Here is a 24,033-nt window from a genome sequence, read left to right as displayed (position 1 = left end):
AAGAGAGTATTGAAAAATACTCTCTTTTAAGTGTTGTTATAGATTAAATCTCTAGTTGTCCCAAAATAACGGTGTACTTAAATTATCTCCTCCAATTGCAGCAGCAGCAGCGGTATAATTTGCACCATTTAGTGTTTGTTCAGACACAGGGTATGTTAATCTTGTTGGTACAGGAAGACCTGAAATTACCGCTGTGTTTAAGGTTGGGTAATTTAATCTTCTCCAAGTTGTCCAAGCTTCAAAACCTCTATTGTATAAAGCCAACCAAGCTTGTGTTCCTATAGAATTTTGCCAGTTGGCATCATCATAAGGAGCATCATTAGCTAAGTAACTAGCGGCTAAGCTAGAATCACCTGTCCAAGTTTCAATAGAAGCAGTTACGCCGTTATTGTAAAAAGTTTGGGCACTACCGCTCAATAATCCTTTTTTTACAGCTTCTGCTTTTAATAACTCGGTTTGTGAATAACTAAAAATTGTTCCTGGGAAATCAGGAGCCTGTACTTTATCACTAACATGTGTATACGCTGAAAAGCTATTGTTATCAGCATAAGGACCACCTACAAAAACTCCAGCACCTAAATTTTCTGCCATATAAGCTGTTATTCTAGGGTCGTTTAAGGCAATCATCTTATCAACTAGTGTATTTGCAATAACAAAATCTGAACGGCCACTTTGAACCAAATCAACCCAAATAGGGTTTGTGTTAGGAGTAGCATCTAAATATTGGAAATTAGCATTGTCTGCAATTGATGTGAATGTACCAGCAGCTCCTGAAGCTGTAGTAGAAGCATCATTCATCATAATACCAAATTCTAATTTAATGGCGTTTCCAAATTTAATCCAGTTAGAAACATTTCCATTGTATATTAAATCGGCACCATCAAAACTACCTGCACTAGCACTTAAACCGCTAATTGCAGCATTTAACCTTGCTAATAAATCTGAATAAATACCAGCTGCATCATCATAAACAGGATTTACGTTGTCTGCATCTAAAGCTTCAGAATAAGGGATATTGCCAAAAGTATCAACCAATACTTTAAAAGTATACACTTTCATAATTTCAATAATGGCTAATTTATTAGCTTTTACGGTAGGTAACCCGCCGTCTCCTTCTTCAGTAATTATTTTAGATGATTCATCTAAATCTTTTAATACATCTCTGTATAATCTATTCCAAGTATTTCTAGGAATAGCTCTGTTTTGAACATCATAGTTAGCTTCATCAGTATAAGTTGTTTCTGTCCAATACTGAGCAAACATTTTATAAATATTTACATTTACGTTTGTGCTAACCATATAATCTACTAGGTTCTTTTGTGCGTTAGAGAATAATGTTTCCCCTGGCACTGTAGTAGCATTTTTAGTGTCAATATTCATGTCAGTCAAGTCTGAAGAACAAGAAAATGTGACAACTAGTGTTAATATAAAAATTAGTTTTTTCATTTTTTTATTAATTAAAATTGTAATTTAACGTTAAATCCTACATCTTTAGTAGTTGGCATCACACCACTTTGGTATCCTTGTAAATTACCAGAACTTAAACCAGTTTCTGGATCAGCATAAGGTAAATTTTTACTTATAATCCATAAGTTTGATCCAGTTATAGAGAACTGCACAGATTTAAAGAAAGAGTTTGCTAGAATATCGCTAGGTAAATCATAAGTTAAAGCAATTTCTCTTAACTTTACATAAGAGGCATCATAAACATGCAATGCTTGTGGAGCTCTTGCCCAACCAAAGGCATTTGCATACCATCCCATATAAGTTCTAGTTGTGTTAACAGATCCGTCAGGATTTACACCATCTAAAATAATTCCACCACCATCTGCTAAATCGGCACGGATAGGATTACCTAAATCATTTGTACCTACAGAGCTTGCGTAAATACCAGTTCCTTCACCGTACCAGTGGTCAAGTGAGAATAAGCTTCCACCTTTTTGAATGTCAATTAAGAAGCTAAAAGTTAAGTTTTTATATTTAAGCATATTGCTAATACCTGCATTGTAGTCAGGATTAACATCACCTATGTTTTGGTCTGATGTTGCAGATCTTTCATATCTACCAGTAGTAGCATCAATAACTCTTTGTCCATTTAAGTAAACAAAATCTCTACCTTTAAGAATACCATAAGGTTCACCAACGGTTGCATTTAAAGTAACACCACCTTGGAAACTACCTAGTTGTAAGTTATCTACACCTTCAAATAAAGATAATACTTTATTGCGGTTTCTTGAGAAGTTAATATTCATACCCCATGAGAAATTATCATTTTTAACGGGAGTAGCATTTAAACTAAACTCAATACCTTTATTTTCAATTTCTCCAGCATTTACATATTTATTTGTATATCCTGAAGCACCTGTTGTTGCAACTGGTACAATTTGATTTTTTGTGTTTGTTTTATAGTAAGAGAAATCGAACCCTAATCTGTTTCTTAAGAATTTCATTTGTAAACCAGCTTCAATACTTGTAGTTTGTTCAGGTTTTAAATTGGCATTTCTTTTAGTGCTAGATACAGAGAATAATGTTGCAGTTCCAAATGGATCTGGTTTAACATAAGCATCTGTTAAACTATTAAAAGGGGCATCGTTACCAACTTCTGCATAGTTAATTCTAAATTTACCAAAAGATAACCAATCAGCCTCAATAAATTTAGAGAATACAAAACTTGAAGAAACAGAAGAATAGAAATAACTATTGTTATCAGCAGGTAATGTTGAAGAAGTATCATTTCTTCCGGTTATATCTAGGTATAAGAAATTTTTATAGCCAAGAGATAAACTTCCATAATAACCGTCAACACCAATTCGTCCTGCATATTCACTTGGTGCAGAAATTGAATTTACAGAATTAGATAAAGAGTATAATTTAGGAACTACCAAACCACCATTGGTTGCAGCATAAATTGAATTTATGATATTACGTCTAATATTAGCACCTAAAATACCTTTTAAATTTAAGTCATCTGTTAAATCTTTATCAATATTTAACATTAAGTCATAGTTGTATTCTGTAAAGTCTCTGTTAAACCTTGTGTATTCAGGAACATTTAAACTTCCAATTGCAATTCTTGTTTCTTGCATTTCATTGTAAGTATCAACAGATAGTCTACCGTAAACGCTAATCCAATCATTTAATTTGTAGTTTAAAGACAGGTTACCTATAAAACGATTTCTATTATCATTTTCATAGTTTTCATATCGTTGCCAGTAGAAGTTATCCCAGTAAATAGGAGTTAAGTTAGTTGGACTGTTATAATTCCAAGTAACGTTTCTTCTTGTTTGGAAGTAAGCATCACGTTGTTCTTGTACATCAACATTTACTTGCCACCATTGTCTAAAACTTGTATTAATATTATCACTATATCCTGTTAGGTTTCTACCTATAGCTCTTGTTTTAATGTAGTTTGCAGAACCTGTAACAGTTAATTTGTCGTTTAAATCAAATGATCCAGAAAAGCTAAAGTTATCTTTACCAATAGTACTATTTGGCATAATACCAGTTTGATCAAAATTAGTATATGAGAAGCGGTAAGTTCCATTTTCAGTATTACCATTAATACTTAGCGTATTAACAGCAGTTACAGCAGTATTAAAGAAAGTGCTTGGGCCGTTTTTAGCCGCTACCCAAGGAGATGCAAATTTATAAGTAGGTAATTCAGGATCTAAAGAATTCCATTGATATACCATTAAATTAGGGTCAAATGCAGCACCAAAAGAAGCATCTTCTGTTAATGGAGTAACTAAATCTAGAACCCCGTCACCATTTACATCATAATCTTCAAAGTAACCAGTTGAGCCATAAAAAGGACCGTAACCAGCACCGTATTGATCTTGATATTCAGGAAAAGTAGATTTATCAATAGTACCAGTAGTAATATTACTATTGATTGTAATATTGAACTTTTCTCCTTTTTTAGCTCCTTTTTTAGTAGTAATCATAATTACACCATTTGCAGCTCTAGAACCGTATAAAGCTGATGCTGCTGCACCTTTTAATACGTTTACAGATTCAATATCATCTGGATTGATATCAGAAGCAGCATTACCAAAATCATAACCACCTCTTGCAGTTTGTTGCCCACCTCCATTGGTGTTAGAGTTATCAATAGGAACACCATCAATTACAAATAAAGCTTGGTTATTTCCTGTTAATGAAGTGATACCACGTATAATTACGTTGGTAGAACCACCCATATTTGTAGATCTTTTAATTTGGATACCTGCAACTTTACCAGATAAACCATCTACGAAGTTGTTTTTTTTAGCAGTGTTAATATCGTCACCACCAACTTTTTGAGTTGAATAACCCAATGATTTTTCGTCACGTTTGATGCCTAAAGCAGTTACTACAACTTCGTCAAGCATTTCAGCGTTTTCAACCATAGTAACGTTGATAGAGTTTGATGAGCCAACCACTTTTTCAACGGTAGTCATACCTACAAAACTAAATTGTAGCGTAGCTCCTACGGTTGTTTGGATTGAATAATTTCCATCAAAATCAGTTTGTGTACCAATTGTGGTACCTTTTACTAAAACAGTTACACCTGGTAGTGGTCCGCTCGCGTCGGAAACTACACCGCTAACTGTTTTCTCTTGTGCAAAAGCAATTTGCACCAATAACGCTAATAATAGCGTTAAAAAGCCATTTAACTTTGTTTTCATTATAAATGTGATTTGAATTAATTGGCGTAAAATTCTTAATAATACCTTAATATTCCAAACTTTTGATGTTAAAGTATCAAGCTAGAAAAGATAGTATTACTACCATATAAATAAAGTAATACTTTAATATTCTGATGTTTTACTTTTGTGGTTTATTAATTGAAAATCAATCAATTTACTAAAAGAAACTAAAGAAAAAGCATGAGTTACCTTAGGAAACATATTTTATCTTTTAATGAGGTAGTGAGTTTATTAAAAAAGGGACATGGAATATCAGTATAAAAAGAAGAGATAAATGCGTAAAATTATATATTTAAAAATTGTAAATAGAGGCTTTTGAATTGTAGAAAATAAATTGTAGAGATGTACTATTTGATTGTTTAAAAAAAACAAATCAGAGAATACTAGTTTATTTTTTAGTTAAATACACATTTTTAAGATTAGACAAAAGTTAAAAAGGGTATGTAATTTTAATATGTACTCTGGAATTATTAAAATTAAAGGGTGTTGAATTGCTTTTGCCAACTGCATAACTTAAATTTAAAATGCTGTTATTGGTAGTAAAATAATAGCCTAAGCCAAAGCTATATAATTTTAAGTTTGAATTTAGAATATCATCTTTTGCAAAAGCGATATCAGAAATAGTATATATATATGATTCTTGGTTAAGTTTGTAATGATATTCAATATTTGAAATATTGTATTTAGAGGTGAAAATACTTTGCTCATCAAAGCCTCTTATAGAATTTGTTCCTCCAATTCTATATAATTCGTTTTCTAATAAATTTGTTGCATTTAATATTTCACTATTGTTTCTTACAAGAACTGAATTTTTATTATCAATGTTAAAAATATATTCAATGTGAAGTTGAAATACTCTTTGATTTTCCTTAGCGTTTTTAATTGTTTTTTTTCCGAAAGAATACCCCAAGTTTATTAAAAGTTTGTTAGCGGTAAATTGTTGTAATTGATTAGATAATTTGTAGGTGTATGATAGTCCAACAAATTTTTTTTTAAACGCTTTGATTTCATCTGACGTATTGAAAGGTAACGTTAAATTTGAACTTTGATTACTCAGTACAGCATTTACAAAATTATTCCTGTTAATACTAAAGTTAATATTAAGATCTAAATTTGTATTTACAAATGTAGAATCTTGTTTGAAAATAGAAAAATTACTACCAATAGTAAATGGAGTGTTGAATATATAAGGTAACTCAAATTTGAGATCTAGAGCTTGTGTGTCATCTCCGTTATTTCTCCATTTTAAAGCAATGTATTCACCTTTGTTAAAGATATTTCCAAAATAAAAATCTAGGTAACCATTAAAATTTATTTTGTTGCTATTTTTTTTATTAGAGAAACCAATAACGCCGTCAAATTTACTGGTTGCTTTCTTTTTTAAATAAATAAATAGCGTAGTTGAATCTTTCGTAAAAAGAACTTCAGGGTTTTTTAGTTGTGTTACAAAGGGTATGGTATTTAATAACTCACTTATTTTATTTAAAGTATTTAAGCTAAAAGGATAATTTTGTTTTAAATCTAAATAGTGATTTAAGTATTTTTTTGGAAAATTTTCATACCCTTTTATTACTGTCGCATTAATTTTTCGTTCTTGTGAAATGTTTAATTGAAGACTTGCTATAAGTTTATCTTCATGTTGAGAAAAATTACTTAATGAAGCTGTAGTGAAAGAAGCTCCTTTATTTTCAAAATAATCAACGATAAAATTCAAAGAATTTTCAACAGTATTTATAGGTATTTCAAAATAGAAATTAGTGTAGTTGGTAGTTAAATTTTTTAAAATAGTTTCATCAATAAATTTATTTGAGTAATAAATTTTAATAGTATTAATTTTACTATTTAATGTGTATGTACATATAAAAGTAGATTTTTTTCTATTTAAGTTATAACTATTGTTTATATAACCTTTAGCAGCTAACTTTTCCGATATATTGTTAATCTCCTCTAACATATTTTTATAAGTGTTATGAGTTTTGACGTACGGCATAGATTTGAATACAGAAGTGTTTGTACTGTCTTTCGGTTGAATTATTAGCTCAAAATTTTGAGTATAAACAGAAGTGAAAGAAGTGATAAAAATTAGTGTAAAGTTTAAGAGTTTAAAAATAGCTTTCAAATCATTAAAATTTAGGGTGTGAATATACATGATATAAACGGTGTAAAATCATTTAAAAAAATAAAATAAAATCATATTTGATTAAGAAAAAAATATTTGTACATTTGCAAACTCTTTGAAAAGAGCTAATAAATTTAAAAGTAATAAATAACAAAATTTTAGTATGCCAACAATTTCGCAATTAGTACGAAAAGGAAGAACCAAAATAACTAAGAAGAGTAAATCGGCTGCTTTAAATTCTTGTCCTCAAAGACGAGGAGTATGTACACGTGTATACACAACTACACCAAAAAAACCTAACTCAGCAATGCGTAAAGTAGCAAGGGTAAGGTTAACAAATGGTAATGAAGTGAATGCGTATATTCCAGGAGAAGGACATAATTTACAAGAACACTCGATAGTATTAGTTAGAGGTGGAAGGGTTAAAGATTTACCAGGAGTTAGGTATCATATTGTTCGTGGAGCATTAGATACTGCAGGTGTTGATGGAAGAACACAGCGTCGCTCTAAATATGGTACAAAAGCACCTAAAAAGTAATTTTAAGAACTTTAATGTAAAGAAATGAGAAAAAGAGCAGCGAAAAAAAGAGTGCTTTTACCAGATCCAAAATTTAACGATCAATTGGTAACACGTTTTGTAAATAACTTAATGTGGGATGGTAAAAAGTCTGTAGCTTTTAAAGTGTTTTATGATGCATTGGACATTGTAGAGCAAAAAAAACAAGACGAGGAAAAAACATCATTAGAAATTTGGAAAGATGCATTAAGTAATGTAATGCCACAAGTTGAGGTTCGTAGCCGTAGAGTTGGTGGGGCAACTTTTCAAATTCCATCGCAAATTAGACCAGATCGTAAAGTGTCTATTGCAATTAAATGGTTGATTCAATTTTCAAGAAAACGTAATGAAAAATCAATGGCTCAACGATTAGCAGCTGAAGTTTTAGCTGCCGCAAAAGAAGAAGGTGCTGCAGTTAAGAAAAGGGTTGATGTTCATAAAATGGCTGATGCTAATAAAGCATTCTCTCACCTTAGATTTTAATTAGATAATGGCAAGAGATTTAAATTATACGAGAAATATAGGGATTGCGGCTCATATTGATGCTGGTAAAACAACATGTACAGAGCGCATCCTTTATTATACAGGTGTTTCACATAAAATAGGAGAAGTGCATGATGGTGCTGCAACTATGGATTGGATGGAGCAAGAACAAGAAAGAGGTATTACAATTACTTCTGCAGCTACACATTGTGAGTGGCCGTATAGAGGTGAAAAATATGTAGTAAATATTATTGATACTCCAGGTCACGTTGATTTTACTGTTGAGGTAGAGCGTTCTTTACGTGTTTTAGACGGGATGGTTGCTTTGTTTAGCGCTGTTGATGGTGTTGAACCACAATCTGAAACTGTTTGGAGGCAAGCTGATAAGTATAAAGTTCCAAGACTTGGGTTTGTGAATAAAATGGATCGTCAAGGTTCAGATTTCTTTAACGTTTGTAAACAAGTTAAAGAAATGTTAGGTGGGAATCCTGTTCCTTTACAAGTCCCTATTGGAGATGAAGATGAGTTTAAGGGTGTTGTAGATTTAATTTCAAAGAAAGCAATTATTTGGAATGAGGAAGATATGGGGATGACCTATGAAGAAATTGAAATTCCTTCAGAGTTAGTTGAAGAGGTTAACAAACGTCGTGGTGAACTAGTTGAAGCTGTAGCTGAATATGATGAAGAATTATTAGAGAAATTCTTTGAAGATGAAGATTCAATTACCGAAGATGAAATAATTGCTGCATTACGTGCTGCAACTATTGATATGTCTATTATCCCTATGATGTGTGGTTCTGCATTTAAGAATAAAGGTGTTCAAACAATGTTAGACGCCGTAATGAGATACTTGCCATCACCTTTAGATATAGAGGCTATTGAGGGGACTGATCCAGATACTGGAGAGCCTGCTTTTAGAAAGCCAAATGTAAATGAACCTTTCTCTGCATTAGCTTTTAAAATTGCAACAGATCCATTTGTTGGAAGATTGGCATTTTTTAGAGTATATTCTGGTGTGTTGGATGCAGGTTCATATGTGTTAAATGTGCGGTCAGGTAAAAAGGAACGTATCTCACGAATATATCAGATGCACTCTAATAAGCAAGAGCCAATTTCAAAAATTGAAGCAGGTGATATAGGCGCAGCAGTAGGTTTTAAAGATATTAAAACAGGAGATACAATGTCAGATTTAAAACACCCAATTGTGTTAGAATCTATGACATTTCCTGAACCAGTAATTGGTATAGCAGTAGAACCTAAGACTAAAGCAGATGTTGATAAATTAGGAATGGCTTTAGCAAAATTAGCTGAAGAAGATCCTACTTTTCAAGTGAAAACTGATGAAGCTTCAGGTCAAACCATTATTTCAGGTATGGGTGAATTACACCTTGAAATTTTAGTAGATCGTTTAAAACGTGAATTTAAGGTAGAAGTTAATGAGGGGCAACCTCAAGTTGAATATAAAGAAGCTATTACCACTGAAACAAAACATCGTGAAGTTTATAAAAAACAATCTGGTGGTAGAGGTAAATTTGCTGATATTCAATTTAAAATTGGACCTGCAGACGATGATAAGCCAGGATTGGTATTTGTTAATTCTATAAAAGGAGGTAACGTTCCTAAGGAATTTATTCCTTCTGTTGAAAAAGGATTTAAAGCAGCAATGAAGAATGGTCCATTAGCAGGTTATGAAATGGATAGCTTAAAAATAGAATTATTTGATGGTTCATTTCACGCAGTAGATTCAGATCAATTATCTTTTGAATTAGCAGCTAAGATGGGGTATAAAGCAGCAGCAAAAGCGGCAAAACCTGTTATACTTGAACCAATTATGAAATTGGAAGTTGTAACTCCTGAAGAAAATATGGGTGATATTGTTGGAGATTTAAATCGTCGTAGAGGACAAGTGAACTCTATGGATGATAGATCTGGAGCTAAAGTTGTGAAAGCAACTGTACCACTATCAGAAATGTTTGGGTATGTTACAACGCTAAGAACATTATCATCAGGTAGGGCAACATCATCAATGGAGTTTTCACATTATGCTCAAACTCCATCTAATATTTCTGAAGAAGTAATTGAAAAAGCAAAGGGTTAATCTCTAAATTATAAACGATGAGTCAAAAAATTAGAATAAAATTAAAATCGTACGATTACAATTTAGTAGATAAATCTGCTGAAAAAATCGTAAAAACTGTAAAAAATACAGGAGCATCAGTAAACGGGCCAATTCCATTACCTACTCATAAAAAGATTTTTACGGTGTTGCGTTCACCACACGTAAACAAAAAATCTAGAGAACAATTCCAATTGTGTTCTTATAAAAGATTATTAGACATTTATAGTTCATCATCAAAAACTATTGATGCTTTAATGAAGTTAGAACTGCCAAGCGGAGTTGAGGTGGAAATTAAAGTTTAACAACTTTAACAATGTCAGAAGAAAACTTCTGATAACATGTCCGGAGCGATTGACGAAGGAAAAACGGAAAAATACATTCAGGGTTGAAGTATTTTAACCCTGTTTTTTTGAAATAAAATAGAATAATTAATTAATAAACAATAAACATGTCTGGGTTAATAGGAAGAAAAATCGGAATGACCAGCTTATTTGATGAAAACGGGAAAAATATTCCTTGTACAGTAATCGAAGCAGGTCCATGCGTAGTTACCCAAGTCAGAACCGAAGAAGTTGATGGATATACAGCCCTTCAACTTGGTTTCGATGACAAAAAGGCAAAAAGTTCCAACAAAGCCTTAGATGGCCACTTTAAAAAAGCTGGAACTACTGCCAAAAGAAAAGTTATCGAATTTCAAGGTTTTGATGAGGAGTACAATTTAGGAGATCAAATAACAGTTAATCTTTTTACTGAAGGAGAATTTGTTGATGTATCAGCAACTTCAAAAGGAAAAGGTTTTCAAGGTGTTGTAAAACGTCACGGCTTTGCTGGTGTCGGTCAAGCAACTCACGGTCAACACAACCGTTTAAGAGCTCCAGGATCAATAGGTGCTGCATCATACCCTGCTCGAGTATTTAAAGGAATGCGTATGGCAGGAAGAATGGGTGGAAATAAAGTTACAGTTCAAAATTTAAGAGTTTTAAAAGTAGTTCCTGAGAAGAATTTACTTGTGGTTAAGGGAGCAATTCCGGGTCATAAAAACACTTATGTAATCGTTCAGAAATAATGAAAGTAGCAGTTTTAGACATACAAGGAAAAGATACAGGCAGAAAAGTTGAACTTTCTGATGCTGTATATGGAATAGAGCCAAATAAACATGCGGTATATTTAGATGTAAAGCAATATTTAGCTAATAAAAGACAAGGAACTCACAAGGCTAAAGAGAGAGCAGAAATTTCTGGAAGTACCAGAAAGATTAAGAAGCAAAAAGGTACTGGTACAGCTCGTGCAGGTAGTATAAAATCTCCTGTTTTTAGAGGTGGAGGTAGAATTTTTGGGCCTAGACCAAAAGACTATTCTTTTAAATTGAATAAAAATTTAAAAAGATTGGCACGTAAGTCGGCCCTAAGTATTCAAGCAAATGATAAGAATATTGTAGTTGTTGAAGATTTTAATTTTGAAGCTCCTAAAACAAAATATTTTACGGCAGTTTTGAAAGCTTTTGAAATTGAAAACAAAAAATCTTTATTTGTGTTTGCTGAACCAAATAAAAATGTATATTTGTCATCGCGTAATTTAAAAGGTTCTAAAACTGTAACAAACACAGGTTTAAGCACTTATGAATTATTAAATGCAAATAAAATAATCCTTTTAGAAAGTTCTTTAGAAGGTATTGAATCTAATTTAAGCAAATAGGTAACAGAGTATGAATATTTTAATTAAACCTATTATAACGGAAAAAGCAACAAACGATAGTGAGTTATTCAATCGTTATGCTTTTGTTGTGAATAAAAAAGCGAATAAACTTGAAATTAAAAACGCTGTTGAAAAAGCATATGGTGTTGAGATTGAAAGTGTAAGAACTATGAACTATCCAGTTCAACGGAATACTAAATTCACTAAAAGTGGAATGGTACATGCGATGAAAGGTGCTTATAAAAAAGCGATAGTTCAGTTAGCAGAAGGAGATAATATTGATTTTTATAGCAATATATAAGATAAGGTAAAAATGTCAGTTAGAAAATTAAAACCAGTAACACCAGGTCAGCGTTTTAGAGTAGTAAATGGGTTCGACACCATTACTACTGATAAGCCGGAGAAAAGTTTATTAGCTCCGAAAAAAAGATCTGGAGGTCGAAATAATAGTGGGAAAATGACCATGCGCTATATGGGAGGTGGTCACAAACAAAAATACCGTATTATCGATTTTAAAAGAGATAAAAGTGGTGTTCCAGCAACAGTAAAATCTATAGAGTATGATCCAAATCGTACAGCGTTTATAGCATTATTGTATTATGCTGATGGAGATAAGAGATATATTATAGCACAAAATGGATTAAAAGTTGGACAAAAAGTTATTTCTGGTGAAGGAGCTACTCCTGATGTTGGAAATACGATGTTGTTGAGTGAAATTCCATTAGGAACAACAATTTCTTGTATAGAATTACACCCTGGACAAGGAGCAGTTTTAGCGCGTAGTGCAGGTTCTTTTGCTCAGTTAATGGCAAGAGATGGGAAATATGCAACTATTAAATTACCTTCAGGAGAGACAAGATTAATTCTTGTTACTTGTAGTGCAACAATAGGAGTAGTGTCTAATTCAGATCATCAATTGTTAGTTTCAGGTAAAGCTGGTAGAACTCGTTGGTTAGGAAGAAGACCAAGAACGAGACCTGTAGTGATGAACCCTGTTGATCACCCAATGGGAGGTGGAGAAGGTAAATCTTCAGGAGGTCATCCAAGATCTAGAAACGGAATACCTGCTAAAGGATTCAAAACAAGATCTAAGACCAAGGCGAGTAATAAATATATTATAGAACGTAGAAAAAAATAATTGATATATATGGCACGTTCATTAAAAAAAGGACCTTATGTTTTTCATAAACTTGAAAAGAAAGTTCTAACAAATTTAGAGTCAGGAAAGAAATCAGTAATCAAAACTTGGTCTAGAGCCACTATGATTACACCAGATTTTGTAGGTCAAACTATAGCAGTACACAATGGTCGTCAATTTGTACCAGTATATGTAACTGAAAATATGGTAGGGCATAAATTAGGAGAATTTTCACCAACACGTTCTTATAGAGGACATGCAGGTGCAAAAAATAAAGGTAAAAAATAGTAGGTAATCATGGGAGTTCGTAAAAAAATAAGAGCACAGCAGATAAAAGAGGAGAAGAAGCAAATAGCCTTTGCTAAGCTTACAGGTTGTCCTACATCACCAAGAAAAATGCGTTTAGTTGCTGATTTGGTTAGAGGAGTTGAAGTTGAAAAAGCACTTCAAATTTTAAAATTTAACTCAAAAGAAGCATCAATAAATTTAGAAAAATTATTATTGAGTGCCATAGCAAATTGGCAAGCTAAAAATGAAGATGCAAATATTGAAGATGCAGGTTTGTTTGTTAAATCAATCTATGTAGATAGCGCAGGAATGTTAAAAAGATTAAGACCAGCACCTCAAGGGCGTGCACATCGTATTAGAAAACGTTCTAATCATGTAACTTTAATCTTAGGAAGTAAAAATGTTAGCAATTAATCATAAGTAGAAAATGGGACAAAAAACAAATCCAATAGGAAATCGTTTAGGAATTATCAGAGGATGGGATTCTAACTGGTATGGAGGAAGAAACTACGGTGATAAAATTGCTGAAGACGATAAAATAAGAAGGTATATACATGCCCGATTATCTAAAGCAAGTGTTTCAAATGTAATTATTGAGCGTACACTTAAACTTGTAACCGTTACTATCACTACTGCTAGACCCGGTATTATTATTGGGAAAGGCGGGCAAGAGGTAGACAAGTTAAAAGAAGAGCTTAAAAAAATTACAGGTAAAGAAGTTCAAATTAATATTTTTGAAATTAAACGTCCAGAACTAGATGCACGTTTAGTAGCAGCTAGTATTGCTCGACAAATTGAGAATAGAATCTCATATAGAAGAGCTATAAAAATGGCAATTGCAGCTACAATGCGTATGAATGCAGAAGGTATTAAGGTACAAATTTCAGGTCGTTTAAATGGTGCAGAAATGGCACGATCAGAACATTATAAAGATGGACGGATTCCTTTATCAACTTTTAGAGCTGACATTGATTATGCGCTTGTAGAAGCTCATACTACCTACGGCCGATTGGGTGTTAAAGTATGGATTATGAAAGGTGAAGTTTATGGTAAAAGAGAATTATCACCACTTGTTGGCCTTTCTAAAAAACAAGGAAAAGGCGGCGATAGAGGAAATTCAAAAAGACCTCAAAATCGTAGAAGAAAATAAATTTTTAATATTTAGAAGTTAAAATGTTACAGCCAAAGAGAGTTAAATATCGTAAAGTACAGAAGGGGAAAGGGAATATGACTGGAAATTCTCAAAGAGGACACCGACTTTCAAACGGAATGTTTGGTATCAAATCTTTAGATCAAAACTTACTTACATCTCGACAAATAGAAGCAGCTCGTATTGCTGCAACTCGTCATATGAAAAGGGAAGGTCAATTATGGATTAAAATATTTCCAGATAAACCAATTACCAAAAAGCCTTTAGAAGTACGTATGGGTAAAGGTAAAGGAGCTCCAGAATATTTTGTAGCCGTAGTTAAACCAGGAAGAATAATATTTGAAGTAGGAGGAGTTCCCGCTCATATAGCAAAGGAAGCCTTACGTTTAGCAGCACAAAAATTACCTGTTAAAACGAAACTTGTAGTAGCTAGAGATTTTGATAACGTTTAATAATTGATTTAATAATGAAACAATCTGAAATTATAGAATTATCAACTGAAGAGTTACAAGAAAAACTTGGAAGTTTAAAGAAAAGTTATACAGATCTAAAAATGGCTCATTCAATTTCACCATTGGAAACGCCAATGCAGTTGAGAACACTTAGAAGAACTGTTGCACGAGTAGCTACAGAATTAACTAAAAGAGAATTACAATAATTGTATTCAGAAGTATAAAGATGGAAAAAAGAAATCTTAGAAAAGAGAGAATAGGTGTAGTTTCTAGTAACAAAATGGAGAAATCTATTGTTGTTTCTGAAGTTAAGAAGGTAAAACACCCTATGTACGGAAAATTCGTGTTAAGCACAAAAAAATATGTGGCGCACGATGAAACAAATGATTGCAATATTGGAGATACTGTTAGAATAATGGAAACTCGTCCAATGAGTAAATCTAAACGTTGGAGATTAGTAGAAATCCTAGAAAGAGCTAAATAATTATGTTACAAACAGAATCAAGATTAAGAGTAGCTGATAATACTGGAGCAAAAGAAGTTTTAGTTATCCGCGTTTTAGGAGGAACTAAAAGACGATATGCGTCTATTGGTGATAAAATTGTTGTAACCATTAAAGATGCTACACCAAACGGAACTGTTAAGAAAGGTCAAGTTTCTAAAGCAGTAGTTGTTAGAACGAAGAAAGAAATTAGAAGAAAAGATGGATCTTATATTAGATTTGACGACAATGCCTGTGTATTGTTAGATGCAACTTCTGGTGAAATGAAAGGAACACGTGTTTTTGGACCTGTTGCTAGAGAACTTCGGGAAAAACAGTTTATGAAAATTGTATCACTAGCACCTGAAGTGCTTTAATAAACGATAATAAAGATGAAGTTAAAGATAAAATCAGGAGACACAGTTAGAGTTATGGCGGGAGACCATAAAGGAGAGGAAGGGAAAATAGTTCAAATTTTCCTTAGTAAAAACAGAGCAATTGTTGAGGGTGTCAATTTGATATCGAAGCATACAAAACCTAGCGCACAAAACCCACAAGGTGGAATTGTGAAAAAAGAAGCTTCAATTCATATCTCAAATTTAATGTTACTAGAAGGTGGAGAAGTAACAAAAGTGAGTTATAGAATGGAAGACGGAAAAAAAGTTAGGATTTCTAAAAAAACTGATAAAGCAATTTAGTTATGGCTATTATACCAAGACTTAAAGAAGAATATAAGAATAGAGTTATAAAAGCTCTTACTGAAGAATTCAGTTATAAAAATGTAATGCAAGTTCCTAAGTTACAGAAAATTGTAATTAGCAAAGGAGTTGGTGCTGCAGTAGCTGATAAGAAATTAATTGATTATGCCGTTGATGAATTGACTAAAATATCTGGTCAAAAAGCAATATCAACCATATCTAAAAAAGATGTTGCAGCTTTTAAATTACGTAAAGGTATGCCAATTGGCGTAAAAGTAACTTTACGCGGTGTAAAAATGTATGAATTTTTAGATAGATTGGTAACTGCATCTTTACCTCGTGTAAGAGATTTTAACGGAATCAAAGCAAATGGTTTTGATGGTAGAGGAAATTACAACTTAGGTATTACTGAACAAATCATTTTCCCAGAAATTGATATTGATAAAGTAAATAAAATAGGTGGTATGGATATTACATTTGTAACATCTGCTTCAACTGATAAAGAAGCAAAATCATTATTAAGTGAATTAGGTTTACCGTTTAAAAAGAATTAAGGATGGCTAAAGAATCAATGAAAGCCCGTGAGGTAAAAAGACAAAAGTTAGTTGATAAGTATGCTGAAAAACGCAAAGCTTTAAAAGAAGCTGGTGATTATGAAGCATTACAAAAACTTCCGAGAAATGCATCACCAGTACGTTTACACAACCGTTGTAAATTAACAGGAAGACCAAAAGGGTATATTAGACAGTTTGGAATATCACGTGTAACATTTCGTGAAATGGCCAACCAAGGTTTAATACCTGGAGTAAGAAAAGCTAGTTGGTAAAATTTTAAATTGGTTTTAGGTTCAATATAACTATTGAAAACCAAGACCGTAAATTAATATATATGATTACAGATCCAATTGCAGATTATCTAACTAGAGTTAGAAATTCTATAATGGCAGGGCATAGAGTAGTTGAAGTTCCTGCTTCGAAAGTTAAGAAAGAAATAACCAAGATTTTATTTGAACAAGGTTATATACTAAGCTATAAATTTGATGACGATAATGTACAAGGTACAATTAAAATAGCTTTGAAATATGATAGAGCAACAAAAGCTTCAGTTATAAAAAAATTACAACGTGTAAGTACACCAGGAGTTCGTAGATATGTAGGTGCAGATGAGATGCCTCGCGTATTAAACGGATTAGGAATAGCAATTGTATCTACATCACATGGTGTTATGACCGGTAAAAAAGCTAGTCAAGAACATGTTGGGGGAGAAGTTTTATGTTACGTATATTAATAAAGAACTAAACAAAGATGTCAAGAATAGGAAATAACCCAATTACGTTACCAGAAGGTGTTACATTTAAAATTAATGAGAACATTGTTACTATAAAGGGTAAATTGGGAGAGTTATCTCAAGAAATTACAGATGATATTAAGGTTGAAGTTGAAGAAGGTAAAATTACTTTACAACGGCCATCTGATAGTAAAAGCCATAAAGCAAAGCATGGTTTATATAGAGCTTTATTGAACAATATGATTATTGGTGTTTCAAAAGGTTGGACTAAAGAATTAGAACTTGTTGGTGTAGGGTATAGAGCTAGTAATCAAGGTCAAGTTTTAGATTTAGCCCTAGGATTTTCACACAATATAGTTTTAGATGTTGCTCCTGAAGTTAAAGTTGAAACTATATCAGAAAAAGGAAAAAACCCAATTGTTAAATTAACTTCATTTGATAAACAACTTGTAGGAGCTGTTGCGGCTAAGATTCGTTCTTTACGTAAACCAGAGCCTTACAAAGGAAAAGGAGTTAAATTTGTTGGAGAATTATTAAGAAGAAAAGCAGGTAAATCTGCATAATAATATAGAAAAGTATTATGGCATTATCAAAGCTTGAAAGAAGACAAAGAATTAAGCATAGAATTAGAAAAATTATTTTTGGAACAGCTTCTAGACCTAGATTGTCTGTATTTAGAAGTAATAAAGAAATGTATGCTCAATTAGTAGATGATAAATCGGGTGTTACTTTAATATCTGTATCATCAAGAGATAAAGAAATTGAATCAGTAGGTTCAAAGTCAGAAGTTGCAAAATTAGTTGGTAAAAATATCGCTGAAAAAGCAATTAAAGCAGGTGTTGAAACAGTTGCATTTGACAGAAATGGATTTTTGTATCACGGTAGAGTTAAAGCTCTAGCAGAAGCTGCAAGAGAAGCAGGTTTAAAATTTTAATATTATGTATCATAAATACAAAAACGTAGAAAGAGTTAAACCTAGCGGGTTAGAACTACAAGATCACCTAGTTGGTGTGCAAAGAGTTACAAAAGTAACTAAGGGTGGTAGAGCTTTTGGTTTCTCAGCTATTGTTGTGGTTGGAAATGGGAATGGAGTTGTAGGCCAAGGATTAGGTAAATCTAAAGATGTGGCATCTGCAATTGCAAAAGCGATTGAAGACGCTAAGAAAAACTTAGTTAGAATTCCAATTATCAAGAAAACATTACCTCATGAACAAAAAGGTAAATATGGTGGAGCAAGAGTGTTTTTAAAGCCTGCTTCACATGGTACTGGAGTTATTGCTGGTGGAGCAGTACGTGCCGTACTGGAGTCTGTAGGAGTACATGATGTACTTTCAAAATCACAAGGTTCATCAAACCCTCATAATGTTGTAAAAGCAACATTTGATGCGTTATTGCAGCTTCGTAGTGCAGGTATGATTGCCAAAGAGAGAGGAATTTCTTTGGAAAAAGTATTTAATGGTTAAAAAAGTATTACGATGGCGAAAATAAAAGTAACACAAGTACGAAGTAAAATTAGACGACCTCAAAATCAGAAAAGAACTCTTGAGGCGCTTGGTTTGCATAAAATGAATCAAGTTGTTGAACATGATGCTACTCCAGCAATTATTGGAATGGTAAATACGGTTAAACACTTAGTTTCTATTGAAGAAATTAAATAATATTTTATAAAAAGATGACATTAAATAACTTACAACCTGCAAAAGGATCGGTTAAAACACAAGGTAAGCGTGTAGGTAGAGGACAAGGTTCAGGAAAGGGAGGTACGGCAACAAGAGGTCATAAAGGAGCTAAATCTCGTTCGGGATACTCTAGAAAAGTTGGTTTTGAAGGAGGTCAAATGCCTTTACAAAGACGTGTTCCTAAATTTGGTTTTACAAATATTAATCGTAAAGAATATGTAGGAGTAAACTTACATAAATTACAAGAATTGGTTGATAAAAATATAATTAAAGATACTGTAACATTAGATGTTTTAATTGAGAACCGTTTGGCTGGTAAAAATGACCTAGTTAAAATTCTAGGAGATGGAGAATTAAAAGCAAAATTAAATGTAACTGTTCATAAATATACTGCAACTGCAAAGGCTGCTATTGAAAAAGCAGGTGGTTCAGCTGAAACGTTATAATAATTATTATAGATGAAAAAATTAATTCAAACCATTAGAGACATTTGGAGTATAGAAGAACTTAGAAATAAGATTCTATTAACACTTGGATTTATGGCAATTTATCGTTTTGCCGCACAGGTACCACTTCCAGGTATTGATATTTCTGTTGCTCAGGCAGCTCTTAAAAACCAAACCAGCGGTGGTGGAATATTAGGATTGTTAGACATGTTTACTGGTGGAGCTTTTGCAAAAGCATCAGTAGTAGCATTGGGTATTATGCCTTATATTTCTGCTTCAATTGTAGTGCAATTAATGGGAATTGCGGTTCCATATTTACAAAAACTACAAAAAGATGGTGAAAGTGGAAGAAAAAAAATAAATCAAATTACACGTTGGTTAACTATTGCTATTACAATGGTTCAAGGGCCTACTTATATTGCTAATATATATAGGTTAATTCCTGAATCAGCATTTTATATTAGCGGAAGTATGTTTTGGATAACATCTATGGTGGTATTAACTGCAGGAACTATTTTTGCTATGTGGTTGGGTGAAAAAATAACAGATAAAGGTATTGGTAATGGTATATCATTGTTAATTATGATTGGTATAATTGCTCGTTTTCCAGGTGCTTTTATACAAGAAGCTGTTTCAAAAGTTACAGCATCCAATGGTGGATTAATAATGATTTTGATTGAAATAATAGTTTGGCTTTTAGTAATTCTAGTTTCAGTTTATTTAGTTACAGCAGTTCGTAGAATACCGGTTCAATATGCAAGAAAAACTGTAGCCGGTAATATTAAGAATGTAGCTGGGGCAAGAGATTATATTCCACTAAAATTAAATTCATCAGGTGTAATGCCAATTATATTTGCACAAGCAATTATGTTTGCACCTGCATTGATGGCAGGATCTGACAATCAAACCGTAAAAACTATTGGAATTGAGTTTTCCAATATGTTTGGCCTATGGTATAATTTATTGTTTGCTTTTTTAATTATAATATTTAGTTATTTTTATACCGCAATTACAATACCTACCAATAAAATGGCAGATGATTTAAAAAGAAGTGGAGGTTTTATACCTGGAATTAGACCAGGGAAAGATACAGGGGAGTTATTGGATAGAATTTTATCTTTAATTACATTTCCAGGATCTTTATTTTTAGCTTTAGTGGCAATTTTACCATCAATAGTTATTAATTTTGGGTTAACACAATCTTGGGCTTTATTTTATGGAGGAACATCATTGTTAATTATGGTTGGTGTAGCTATTGATACTATTCAACAAATTAACTCACATTTATTAAATCGACATTATGATGGTTTAATGAAAAAAGGAACTAAAAGAAAATCATTAGCATAATAAAATGGCAAAACAACCAGCAATACAACAAGATGGTACAATAACAGAAGCATTGTCAAATGCAATGTTTCGTGTAGAGTTGGAAAATGGGCATATTGTAACAGCTCACATCTCAGGTAAAATGCGTATGCATTACATTAAATTATTACCAGGTGATAAAGTGAAGTTAGAAATGAGCCCATATGATTTAACAAAAGCAAGAATTACTTACAGATATTAAAGTATAAACGATGAAAGTTAGAACATCAATAAAAAAGAGAAGTGCCGAGTGCAAAATTGTGCGTAGAAAAGGCAGATTATATGTAATCAATAAAAAGAATCCTAGATTTAAACAAAGACAAGGATAGTTATGGCAAGAATAGCAGGTATTGATATTCCAAAAAACAAGAGAGGTGTAATAGCTTTAACATACATATTTGGAATAGGTAAAAGTAGAGCTAAAGAAATTTTAGCTACAGCAAAAGTTGATGAAGGTACAAAAGTTCAAGATTGGACTGATCAGGAAATTCACGACATTAGAGAGCAAGTAGGAGAGTACAGAATTGAAGGTGAATTACGTTCTGAAATTCAAATAAACATTAAACGTTTAATGGATATTGGATGTTATAGAGGTATTCGTCATAGATCTGGATTACCTTTAAGAGGTCAAAGAACTAAAAATAATTCTAGAACTAGAAAAGGTAAGCGTAAAACTGTAGCTAACAAGAAAAAAGCAACTAAATAATAACTAAATATTATGGCGAAAGCAAGTTCAAAAAAACGTAAAGTTATTGTTGAGACAGTTGGTGAGGCACATATCACAGCTTCATTCAACAATATAATTATATCTTTAACTAATAAAAAAGGAGATGTAATTTCTTGGTCATCAGCTGGGAAAATGGGATTTAGGGGTTCTAAGAAGAACACTCCTTATGCCGCTCAATTAGCTGCTGAAGATTGTGCAAAAGTAGCACATGAAGCAGGAATGAGAAAAGTAAAGGTATATGTGAAAGGACCAGGTAATGGAAGAGAATCAGCAATTAGATCTATTCATAATTTTGGAATTGAAGTTTCTGAAATTATTGATGTAACTCCTGCACCGCACAATGGATGTAGACCTCCTAAAAGAAGAAGAGTATAATAATTATTTAAATTTTAACAGATAGGATTTAGATTATCGAAGGATTAGCCTTAATTCATAATCCCTATCACTTAACTATAAAAAATGGCAAGATATACAGGACCAAAAACTAAAATTGCCCGTAAATTCGGAGAAGCAATTTTTGGAGAAGATAAATCTTTTGAAAAAAGAAACTATCCTCCAGGACAACACGGAAACAATAGACGTAGAGGAAAAAAATCTGAATACGCAATCCAGTTAGCCGAAAAGCAAAAAGCAAAATATACTTACGGTATCTTAGAAAAACAATTTTCAAATTTATTTAAAAAGGCATCTAGTAGTAAAGGTATTACAGGTGAAATTTTATTACAACTTTGTGAATCTCGCTTAGATAATGTAGTATATAGATTGGGTATAGCACCTAGTCGTAGTGCAGCACGCCAATTAGTTTCTCATCGTCATATTACAGTAAATGGTGAGTTAGTAAATATTCCTTCATTTTCATTAAATGCTGGAGATGTTGTTGCTGTAAGAGAAAAATCAAAATCATTGGCTGCTATTGAAAATTCTTTAGCTAATAGAAATGATGTTTACGAATGGCTTTCTTGGAATTCTGAGACTAAACAAGGTAATTTTGTAAGTGTACCAGAAAGAATGCAAATTCCAGAAAATATTAAGGAACAATTAATAGTAGAGTTATACTCTAAATAATTTTAAAGATACCAATTCAATTATGGCAATTTTAAATTTTCAGAAACCCGATAAAGTAATTATGATTGATTCTACCGATTTTAGTGGTAGATTTGAATTTAGACCGTTAGAACCTGGGTTTGGTTTAACTGTTGGTAATGCTTTAAGAAGAGTGTTACTATCTTCATTAGAGGGTTTTGCAATAACATCACTTCGTATTGAAGGTATTGAACATGAATTTTCAACAATTAAAGGTGTTGTTGAAGATGTAACTGAAATTATACTGAATTTAAAGCAAGTACGTTTTAAAAAACAAATAGAGGATTCTGATAAAGAAATAGTGAATATTTCTATTTCTAATCAAGAACAATTAACTGCTGGTGATTTACAGAAATTTATTTCAGGATTTCAAGTACTAAATCATGATTTAGTTCTTTGTAATATGGAAAAATCAGTTAAATTAGATTTTGAAATTTCAATAGAGAAAGGTAGAGGTTTTGTACCTGCTGAAGAAAATAAAAAATCGGGTGTTGCATTGGGTACAATTTTTACAGACTCAATTTTTACACCAATAATCAACGTTAAATATGCTGTTGAAAATTTTCGTGTAGAACAAAAAACAGATTATGAAAAATTAGTATTTGATATTACTACTGACGGCTCAATAACACCTAAAGATGCTTTAACAGAAGCAGCCAAAATATTAATTCATCACTTTATGTTATTCTCAGATGAGCGTATTACTTTAGAAGCAGATGAGATAGCTCAAACAGAAACCTATGATGAAGAATCATTACATATGCGCCAATTACTTAAAACTAAATTGGTTGACATGGATTTATCAGTTAGAGCATTAAACTGTTTAAAAGCTGCTGAAGTTGATACTTTAGGAGACTTAGTATCTTTCAACAAAAATGATTTGATGAAGTTCCGTAATTTTGGTAAAAAATCTTTAACCGAACTAGATGAATTGGTTCATAATAAAGGTTTAAACTTTGGAATGGATTTGGGTAAATATAAATTAGACAAAGATTAATTTAAAACGAAAGTTTTAATTAAGATAAGATATAGAAAATGAGACACGGAAAGAAATTTAATCACTTAGGAAGACAAACAGCTCATAGAAAAGCTATGTTTGCTAATATGGCTTGTTCTTTAATTGAGCATAAACGAATTAATACAACAGTTGCTAAAGCAAAAGCCTTACGTCAATTTGTTGAGCCTTTAATTACAAAATCTAAAAATGATACTACCCATAACCGTAGAGTTGTTTTTAGTTACTTAAGAAATAAATATGCAGTTACTGAATTATTTAAAGAAGTTTCTGTTAAAGTTGCTGAAAGACCAGGAGGTTATGTTCGTATTATTAAGTTAGGAAATCGTCAGGGAGATAATGCACCTATGGCAATGGTAGAATTAGTTGATTATAATACAACTTACAATCCTAACGGGACTAAGAAAAAGAAAACCACTCGTAGAGGTAAAACTAAGAAATCTGAAAAAGCTATTGAAACTACTGAGGAAAATAAAGAAACAAATTAATGAAAACTCTTTAATAACATTAACAAGGATAGACTTTAAATAGTTTATCCTTTTTTTTATATTTGAAAACGAAGTT

Annotated in this window: 35 protein-coding genes; 32 read left to right on the top strand and 3 right to left on the bottom strand. The window is 32.2% G+C overall.

Annotated features, from left to right (window positions below):
- Nucleotides 1–51: 51 nt before the first annotated feature.
- The 3 genes from Lupro_RS05135 to Lupro_RS05125 all read right to left on the bottom strand — a co-directional run bounded on the left by Lupro_RS05135 (nucleotide 52) and on the right by Lupro_RS05125 (nucleotide 6,807).
- The gene (locus Lupro_RS05135; protein WP_068206892.1) at nucleotides 52–1,446 is read right to left on the bottom strand and encodes a SusD/RagB family nutrient-binding outer membrane lipoprotein; all 1,395 of its coding nucleotides are present in this window, start codon (nucleotides 1,444–1,446) and stop codon (nucleotides 52–54) included.
- A gap of 11 nt (nucleotides 1,447–1,457) precedes the next feature.
- Nucleotides 1,458–4,667, bottom strand: coding sequence for a SusC/RagA family TonB-linked outer membrane protein (locus tag Lupro_RS05130; protein WP_068206890.1), 3,210 nt, complete (start codon nucleotides 4,665–4,667; stop codon nucleotides 1,458–1,460).
- 451 nt (nucleotides 4,668–5,118) lie between these two features.
- Nucleotides 5,119–6,807 (bottom strand): BamA/TamA family outer membrane protein, encoded by a 1,689-nt coding sequence (locus tag Lupro_RS05125; RefSeq protein ID WP_144439110.1) that lies wholly within the window; start codon nucleotides 6,805–6,807, stop codon nucleotides 5,119–5,121.
- A 163-nt stretch (nucleotides 6,808–6,970) separates the two neighbouring features.
- Here Lupro_RS05125 and rpsL point away from each other — a divergent pair, with 163 nt between their 5' ends.
- From rpsL to rplQ, 32 genes are all read left to right on the top strand, one after another.
- On the top strand, nucleotides 6,971–7,345 hold the full coding sequence (rpsL, locus tag Lupro_RS05120) for a 30S ribosomal protein S12 (protein WP_068206887.1): 375 nt from the start codon (nucleotides 6,971–6,973) through the stop codon (nucleotides 7,343–7,345).
- 24 nt (nucleotides 7,346–7,369) lie between these two features.
- Nucleotides 7,370–7,846, top strand: a complete 477-nt coding sequence (rpsG, locus tag Lupro_RS05115) for a 30S ribosomal protein S7 (RefSeq protein ID WP_068206883.1) — start codon at nucleotides 7,370–7,372, stop codon at nucleotides 7,844–7,846.
- Between the two features lie 7 nt (nucleotides 7,847–7,853).
- Complete coding sequence (gene fusA / locus Lupro_RS05110) at nucleotides 7,854–9,944, top strand: elongation factor G (protein WP_068206881.1); 2,091 nt, start codon at nucleotides 7,854–7,856, stop codon at nucleotides 9,942–9,944.
- Between the two features lie 17 nt (nucleotides 9,945–9,961).
- Nucleotides 9,962–10,267: a 30S ribosomal protein S10 gene (gene rpsJ, locus Lupro_RS05105; RefSeq protein WP_068206879.1), complete on the top strand. Its 306-nt coding sequence runs from the start codon at nucleotides 9,962–9,964 to the stop codon at nucleotides 10,265–10,267.
- Nucleotides 10,268–10,413: 146 nt separating this feature from the next.
- Nucleotides 10,414–11,031 (top strand): 50S ribosomal protein L3, encoded by a 618-nt coding sequence (gene rplC, locus Lupro_RS05100; RefSeq protein WP_068206878.1) that lies wholly within the window; start codon nucleotides 10,414–10,416, stop codon nucleotides 11,029–11,031.
- Entirely contained in the window at nucleotides 11,031–11,660 is a 630-nt protein-coding gene (gene rplD, locus Lupro_RS05095; RefSeq protein WP_068206876.1) for a 50S ribosomal protein L4, read from the top strand. The genes rplC and rplD overlap by 1 nt, the downstream gene beginning before the upstream one ends.
- Nucleotides 11,661–11,670: 10 nt before the next feature.
- Nucleotides 11,671–11,961, top strand: a complete 291-nt coding sequence (gene rplW / locus Lupro_RS05090) for a 50S ribosomal protein L23 (protein WP_068206873.1) — start codon at nucleotides 11,671–11,673, stop codon at nucleotides 11,959–11,961.
- Between the two features lie 12 nt (nucleotides 11,962–11,973).
- Nucleotides 11,974–12,798 (top strand): 50S ribosomal protein L2, encoded by an 825-nt coding sequence (rplB, locus tag Lupro_RS05085; protein ID WP_068206871.1) that lies wholly within the window; start codon nucleotides 11,974–11,976, stop codon nucleotides 12,796–12,798.
- Nucleotides 12,799–12,807: 9 nt separating this feature from the next.
- Complete coding sequence (gene rpsS / locus Lupro_RS05080) at nucleotides 12,808–13,086, top strand: 30S ribosomal protein S19 (protein ID WP_068206869.1); 279 nt, start codon at nucleotides 12,808–12,810, stop codon at nucleotides 13,084–13,086.
- 9 nt (nucleotides 13,087–13,095) lie between these two features.
- The gene (gene rplV / locus Lupro_RS05075; RefSeq protein ID WP_068206867.1) at nucleotides 13,096–13,500 is read left to right on the top strand and encodes a 50S ribosomal protein L22; all 405 of its coding nucleotides are present in this window, start codon (nucleotides 13,096–13,098) and stop codon (nucleotides 13,498–13,500) included.
- A 13-nt stretch (nucleotides 13,501–13,513) separates the two neighbouring features.
- Nucleotides 13,514–14,236 (top strand): 30S ribosomal protein S3, encoded by a 723-nt coding sequence (rpsC, locus tag Lupro_RS05070; RefSeq protein ID WP_068206865.1) that lies wholly within the window; start codon nucleotides 13,514–13,516, stop codon nucleotides 14,234–14,236.
- Nucleotides 14,237–14,259: 23 nt separating this feature from the next.
- Nucleotides 14,260–14,688, top strand: coding sequence for a 50S ribosomal protein L16 (gene rplP, locus Lupro_RS05065; RefSeq protein ID WP_068206863.1), 429 nt, complete (start codon nucleotides 14,260–14,262; stop codon nucleotides 14,686–14,688).
- Nucleotides 14,689–14,702: 14 nt separating this feature from the next.
- Nucleotides 14,703–14,894, top strand: coding sequence for a 50S ribosomal protein L29 (gene rpmC / locus Lupro_RS05060; RefSeq protein ID WP_068206862.1), 192 nt, complete (start codon nucleotides 14,703–14,705; stop codon nucleotides 14,892–14,894).
- Nucleotides 14,895–14,914: 20 nt separating this feature from the next.
- Complete coding sequence (rpsQ, locus tag Lupro_RS05055; RefSeq protein ID WP_068206859.1) at nucleotides 14,915–15,172, top strand: 30S ribosomal protein S17; 258 nt, start codon at nucleotides 14,915–14,917, stop codon at nucleotides 15,170–15,172.
- Between the two features lie 2 nt (nucleotides 15,173–15,174).
- Nucleotides 15,175–15,546, top strand: coding sequence for a 50S ribosomal protein L14 (gene rplN, locus Lupro_RS05050; RefSeq protein ID WP_068206857.1), 372 nt, complete (start codon nucleotides 15,175–15,177; stop codon nucleotides 15,544–15,546).
- Between the two features lie 15 nt (nucleotides 15,547–15,561).
- A complete protein-coding gene (rplX, locus tag Lupro_RS05045; protein ID WP_068206855.1) occupies nucleotides 15,562–15,867 on the top strand; it encodes a 50S ribosomal protein L24 in 306 nt (101 codons plus the stop codon).
- A 2-nt stretch (nucleotides 15,868–15,869) separates the two neighbouring features.
- Nucleotides 15,870–16,421, top strand: a complete 552-nt coding sequence (rplE, locus tag Lupro_RS05040) for a 50S ribosomal protein L5 (RefSeq protein ID WP_068206853.1) — start codon at nucleotides 15,870–15,872, stop codon at nucleotides 16,419–16,421.
- A gap of 2 nt (nucleotides 16,422–16,423) precedes the next feature.
- Complete coding sequence (rpsN, locus tag Lupro_RS05035) at nucleotides 16,424–16,693, top strand: 30S ribosomal protein S14 (protein ID WP_068206851.1); 270 nt, start codon at nucleotides 16,424–16,426, stop codon at nucleotides 16,691–16,693.
- Between the two features lie 62 nt (nucleotides 16,694–16,755).
- Complete coding sequence (gene rpsH, locus Lupro_RS05030) at nucleotides 16,756–17,154, top strand: 30S ribosomal protein S8 (protein ID WP_068206849.1); 399 nt, start codon at nucleotides 16,756–16,758, stop codon at nucleotides 17,152–17,154.
- Between the two features lie 17 nt (nucleotides 17,155–17,171).
- Nucleotides 17,172–17,717, top strand: coding sequence for a 50S ribosomal protein L6 (gene rplF, locus Lupro_RS05025; RefSeq protein WP_068206847.1), 546 nt, complete (start codon nucleotides 17,172–17,174; stop codon nucleotides 17,715–17,717).
- Between the two features lie 17 nt (nucleotides 17,718–17,734).
- On the top strand, nucleotides 17,735–18,088 hold the full coding sequence (gene rplR, locus Lupro_RS05020) for a 50S ribosomal protein L18 (RefSeq protein ID WP_068206845.1): 354 nt from the start codon (nucleotides 17,735–17,737) through the stop codon (nucleotides 18,086–18,088).
- 4 nt (nucleotides 18,089–18,092) lie between these two features.
- Nucleotides 18,093–18,617 (top strand): 30S ribosomal protein S5, encoded by a 525-nt coding sequence (rpsE, locus tag Lupro_RS05015; RefSeq protein WP_068206843.1) that lies wholly within the window; start codon nucleotides 18,093–18,095, stop codon nucleotides 18,615–18,617.
- 12 nt (nucleotides 18,618–18,629) lie between these two features.
- Nucleotides 18,630–18,812 carry a 50S ribosomal protein L30 gene (gene rpmD / locus Lupro_RS05010; RefSeq protein ID WP_068206841.1) on the top strand — a complete coding sequence of 61 codons (183 nt, stop codon included), beginning with the start codon at nucleotides 18,630–18,632 and terminating at the stop codon, nucleotides 18,810–18,812.
- A gap of 14 nt (nucleotides 18,813–18,826) precedes the next feature.
- Nucleotides 18,827–19,279 carry a 50S ribosomal protein L15 gene (gene rplO, locus Lupro_RS05005; protein ID WP_068206839.1) on the top strand — a complete coding sequence of 151 codons (453 nt, stop codon included), beginning with the start codon at nucleotides 18,827–18,829 and terminating at the stop codon, nucleotides 19,277–19,279.
- Between the two features lie 12 nt (nucleotides 19,280–19,291).
- Nucleotides 19,292–20,626 (top strand): preprotein translocase subunit SecY, encoded by a 1,335-nt coding sequence (secY, locus tag Lupro_RS05000; protein WP_068206837.1) that lies wholly within the window; start codon nucleotides 19,292–19,294, stop codon nucleotides 20,624–20,626.
- Between the two features lie 4 nt (nucleotides 20,627–20,630).
- On the top strand, nucleotides 20,631–20,846 hold the full coding sequence (gene infA / locus Lupro_RS04995) for a translation initiation factor IF-1 (RefSeq protein WP_068206835.1): 216 nt from the start codon (nucleotides 20,631–20,633) through the stop codon (nucleotides 20,844–20,846).
- Between the two features lie 10 nt (nucleotides 20,847–20,856).
- The gene (gene ykgO, locus Lupro_RS13130; protein WP_010137061.1) at nucleotides 20,857–20,973 is read left to right on the top strand and encodes a type B 50S ribosomal protein L36; all 117 of its coding nucleotides are present in this window, start codon (nucleotides 20,857–20,859) and stop codon (nucleotides 20,971–20,973) included.
- A gap of 2 nt (nucleotides 20,974–20,975) precedes the next feature.
- On the top strand, nucleotides 20,976–21,350 hold the full coding sequence (gene rpsM, locus Lupro_RS04990; protein WP_068206832.1) for a 30S ribosomal protein S13: 375 nt from the start codon (nucleotides 20,976–20,978) through the stop codon (nucleotides 21,348–21,350).
- A 12-nt stretch (nucleotides 21,351–21,362) separates the two neighbouring features.
- Nucleotides 21,363–21,746, top strand: coding sequence for a 30S ribosomal protein S11 (rpsK, locus tag Lupro_RS04985; protein WP_068206830.1), 384 nt, complete (start codon nucleotides 21,363–21,365; stop codon nucleotides 21,744–21,746).
- 84 nt (nucleotides 21,747–21,830) lie between these two features.
- Nucleotides 21,831–22,436, top strand: coding sequence for a 30S ribosomal protein S4 (gene rpsD / locus Lupro_RS04980; RefSeq protein ID WP_068206828.1), 606 nt, complete (start codon nucleotides 21,831–21,833; stop codon nucleotides 22,434–22,436).
- 22 nt (nucleotides 22,437–22,458) lie between these two features.
- The gene (locus Lupro_RS04975; protein WP_068206825.1) at nucleotides 22,459–23,451 is read left to right on the top strand and encodes a DNA-directed RNA polymerase subunit alpha; all 993 of its coding nucleotides are present in this window, start codon (nucleotides 22,459–22,461) and stop codon (nucleotides 23,449–23,451) included.
- Between the two features lie 38 nt (nucleotides 23,452–23,489).
- Nucleotides 23,490–23,957 (top strand): 50S ribosomal protein L17, encoded by a 468-nt coding sequence (gene rplQ / locus Lupro_RS04970; protein ID WP_068206823.1) that lies wholly within the window; start codon nucleotides 23,490–23,492, stop codon nucleotides 23,955–23,957.
- Nucleotides 23,958–24,033: the final 76 nt, after the last annotated feature.

The organism is Lutibacter profundi (assembly GCF_001543325.1).
GTDB classification, from domain to species: Bacteria; Bacteroidota; Bacteroidia; order Flavobacteriales; family Flavobacteriaceae; genus Lutibacter; species Lutibacter profundi.
The sequence above is the reverse complement of the archived record's forward strand: the minus strand, read 5'-3'. Positions and strand labels throughout refer to the sequence as shown.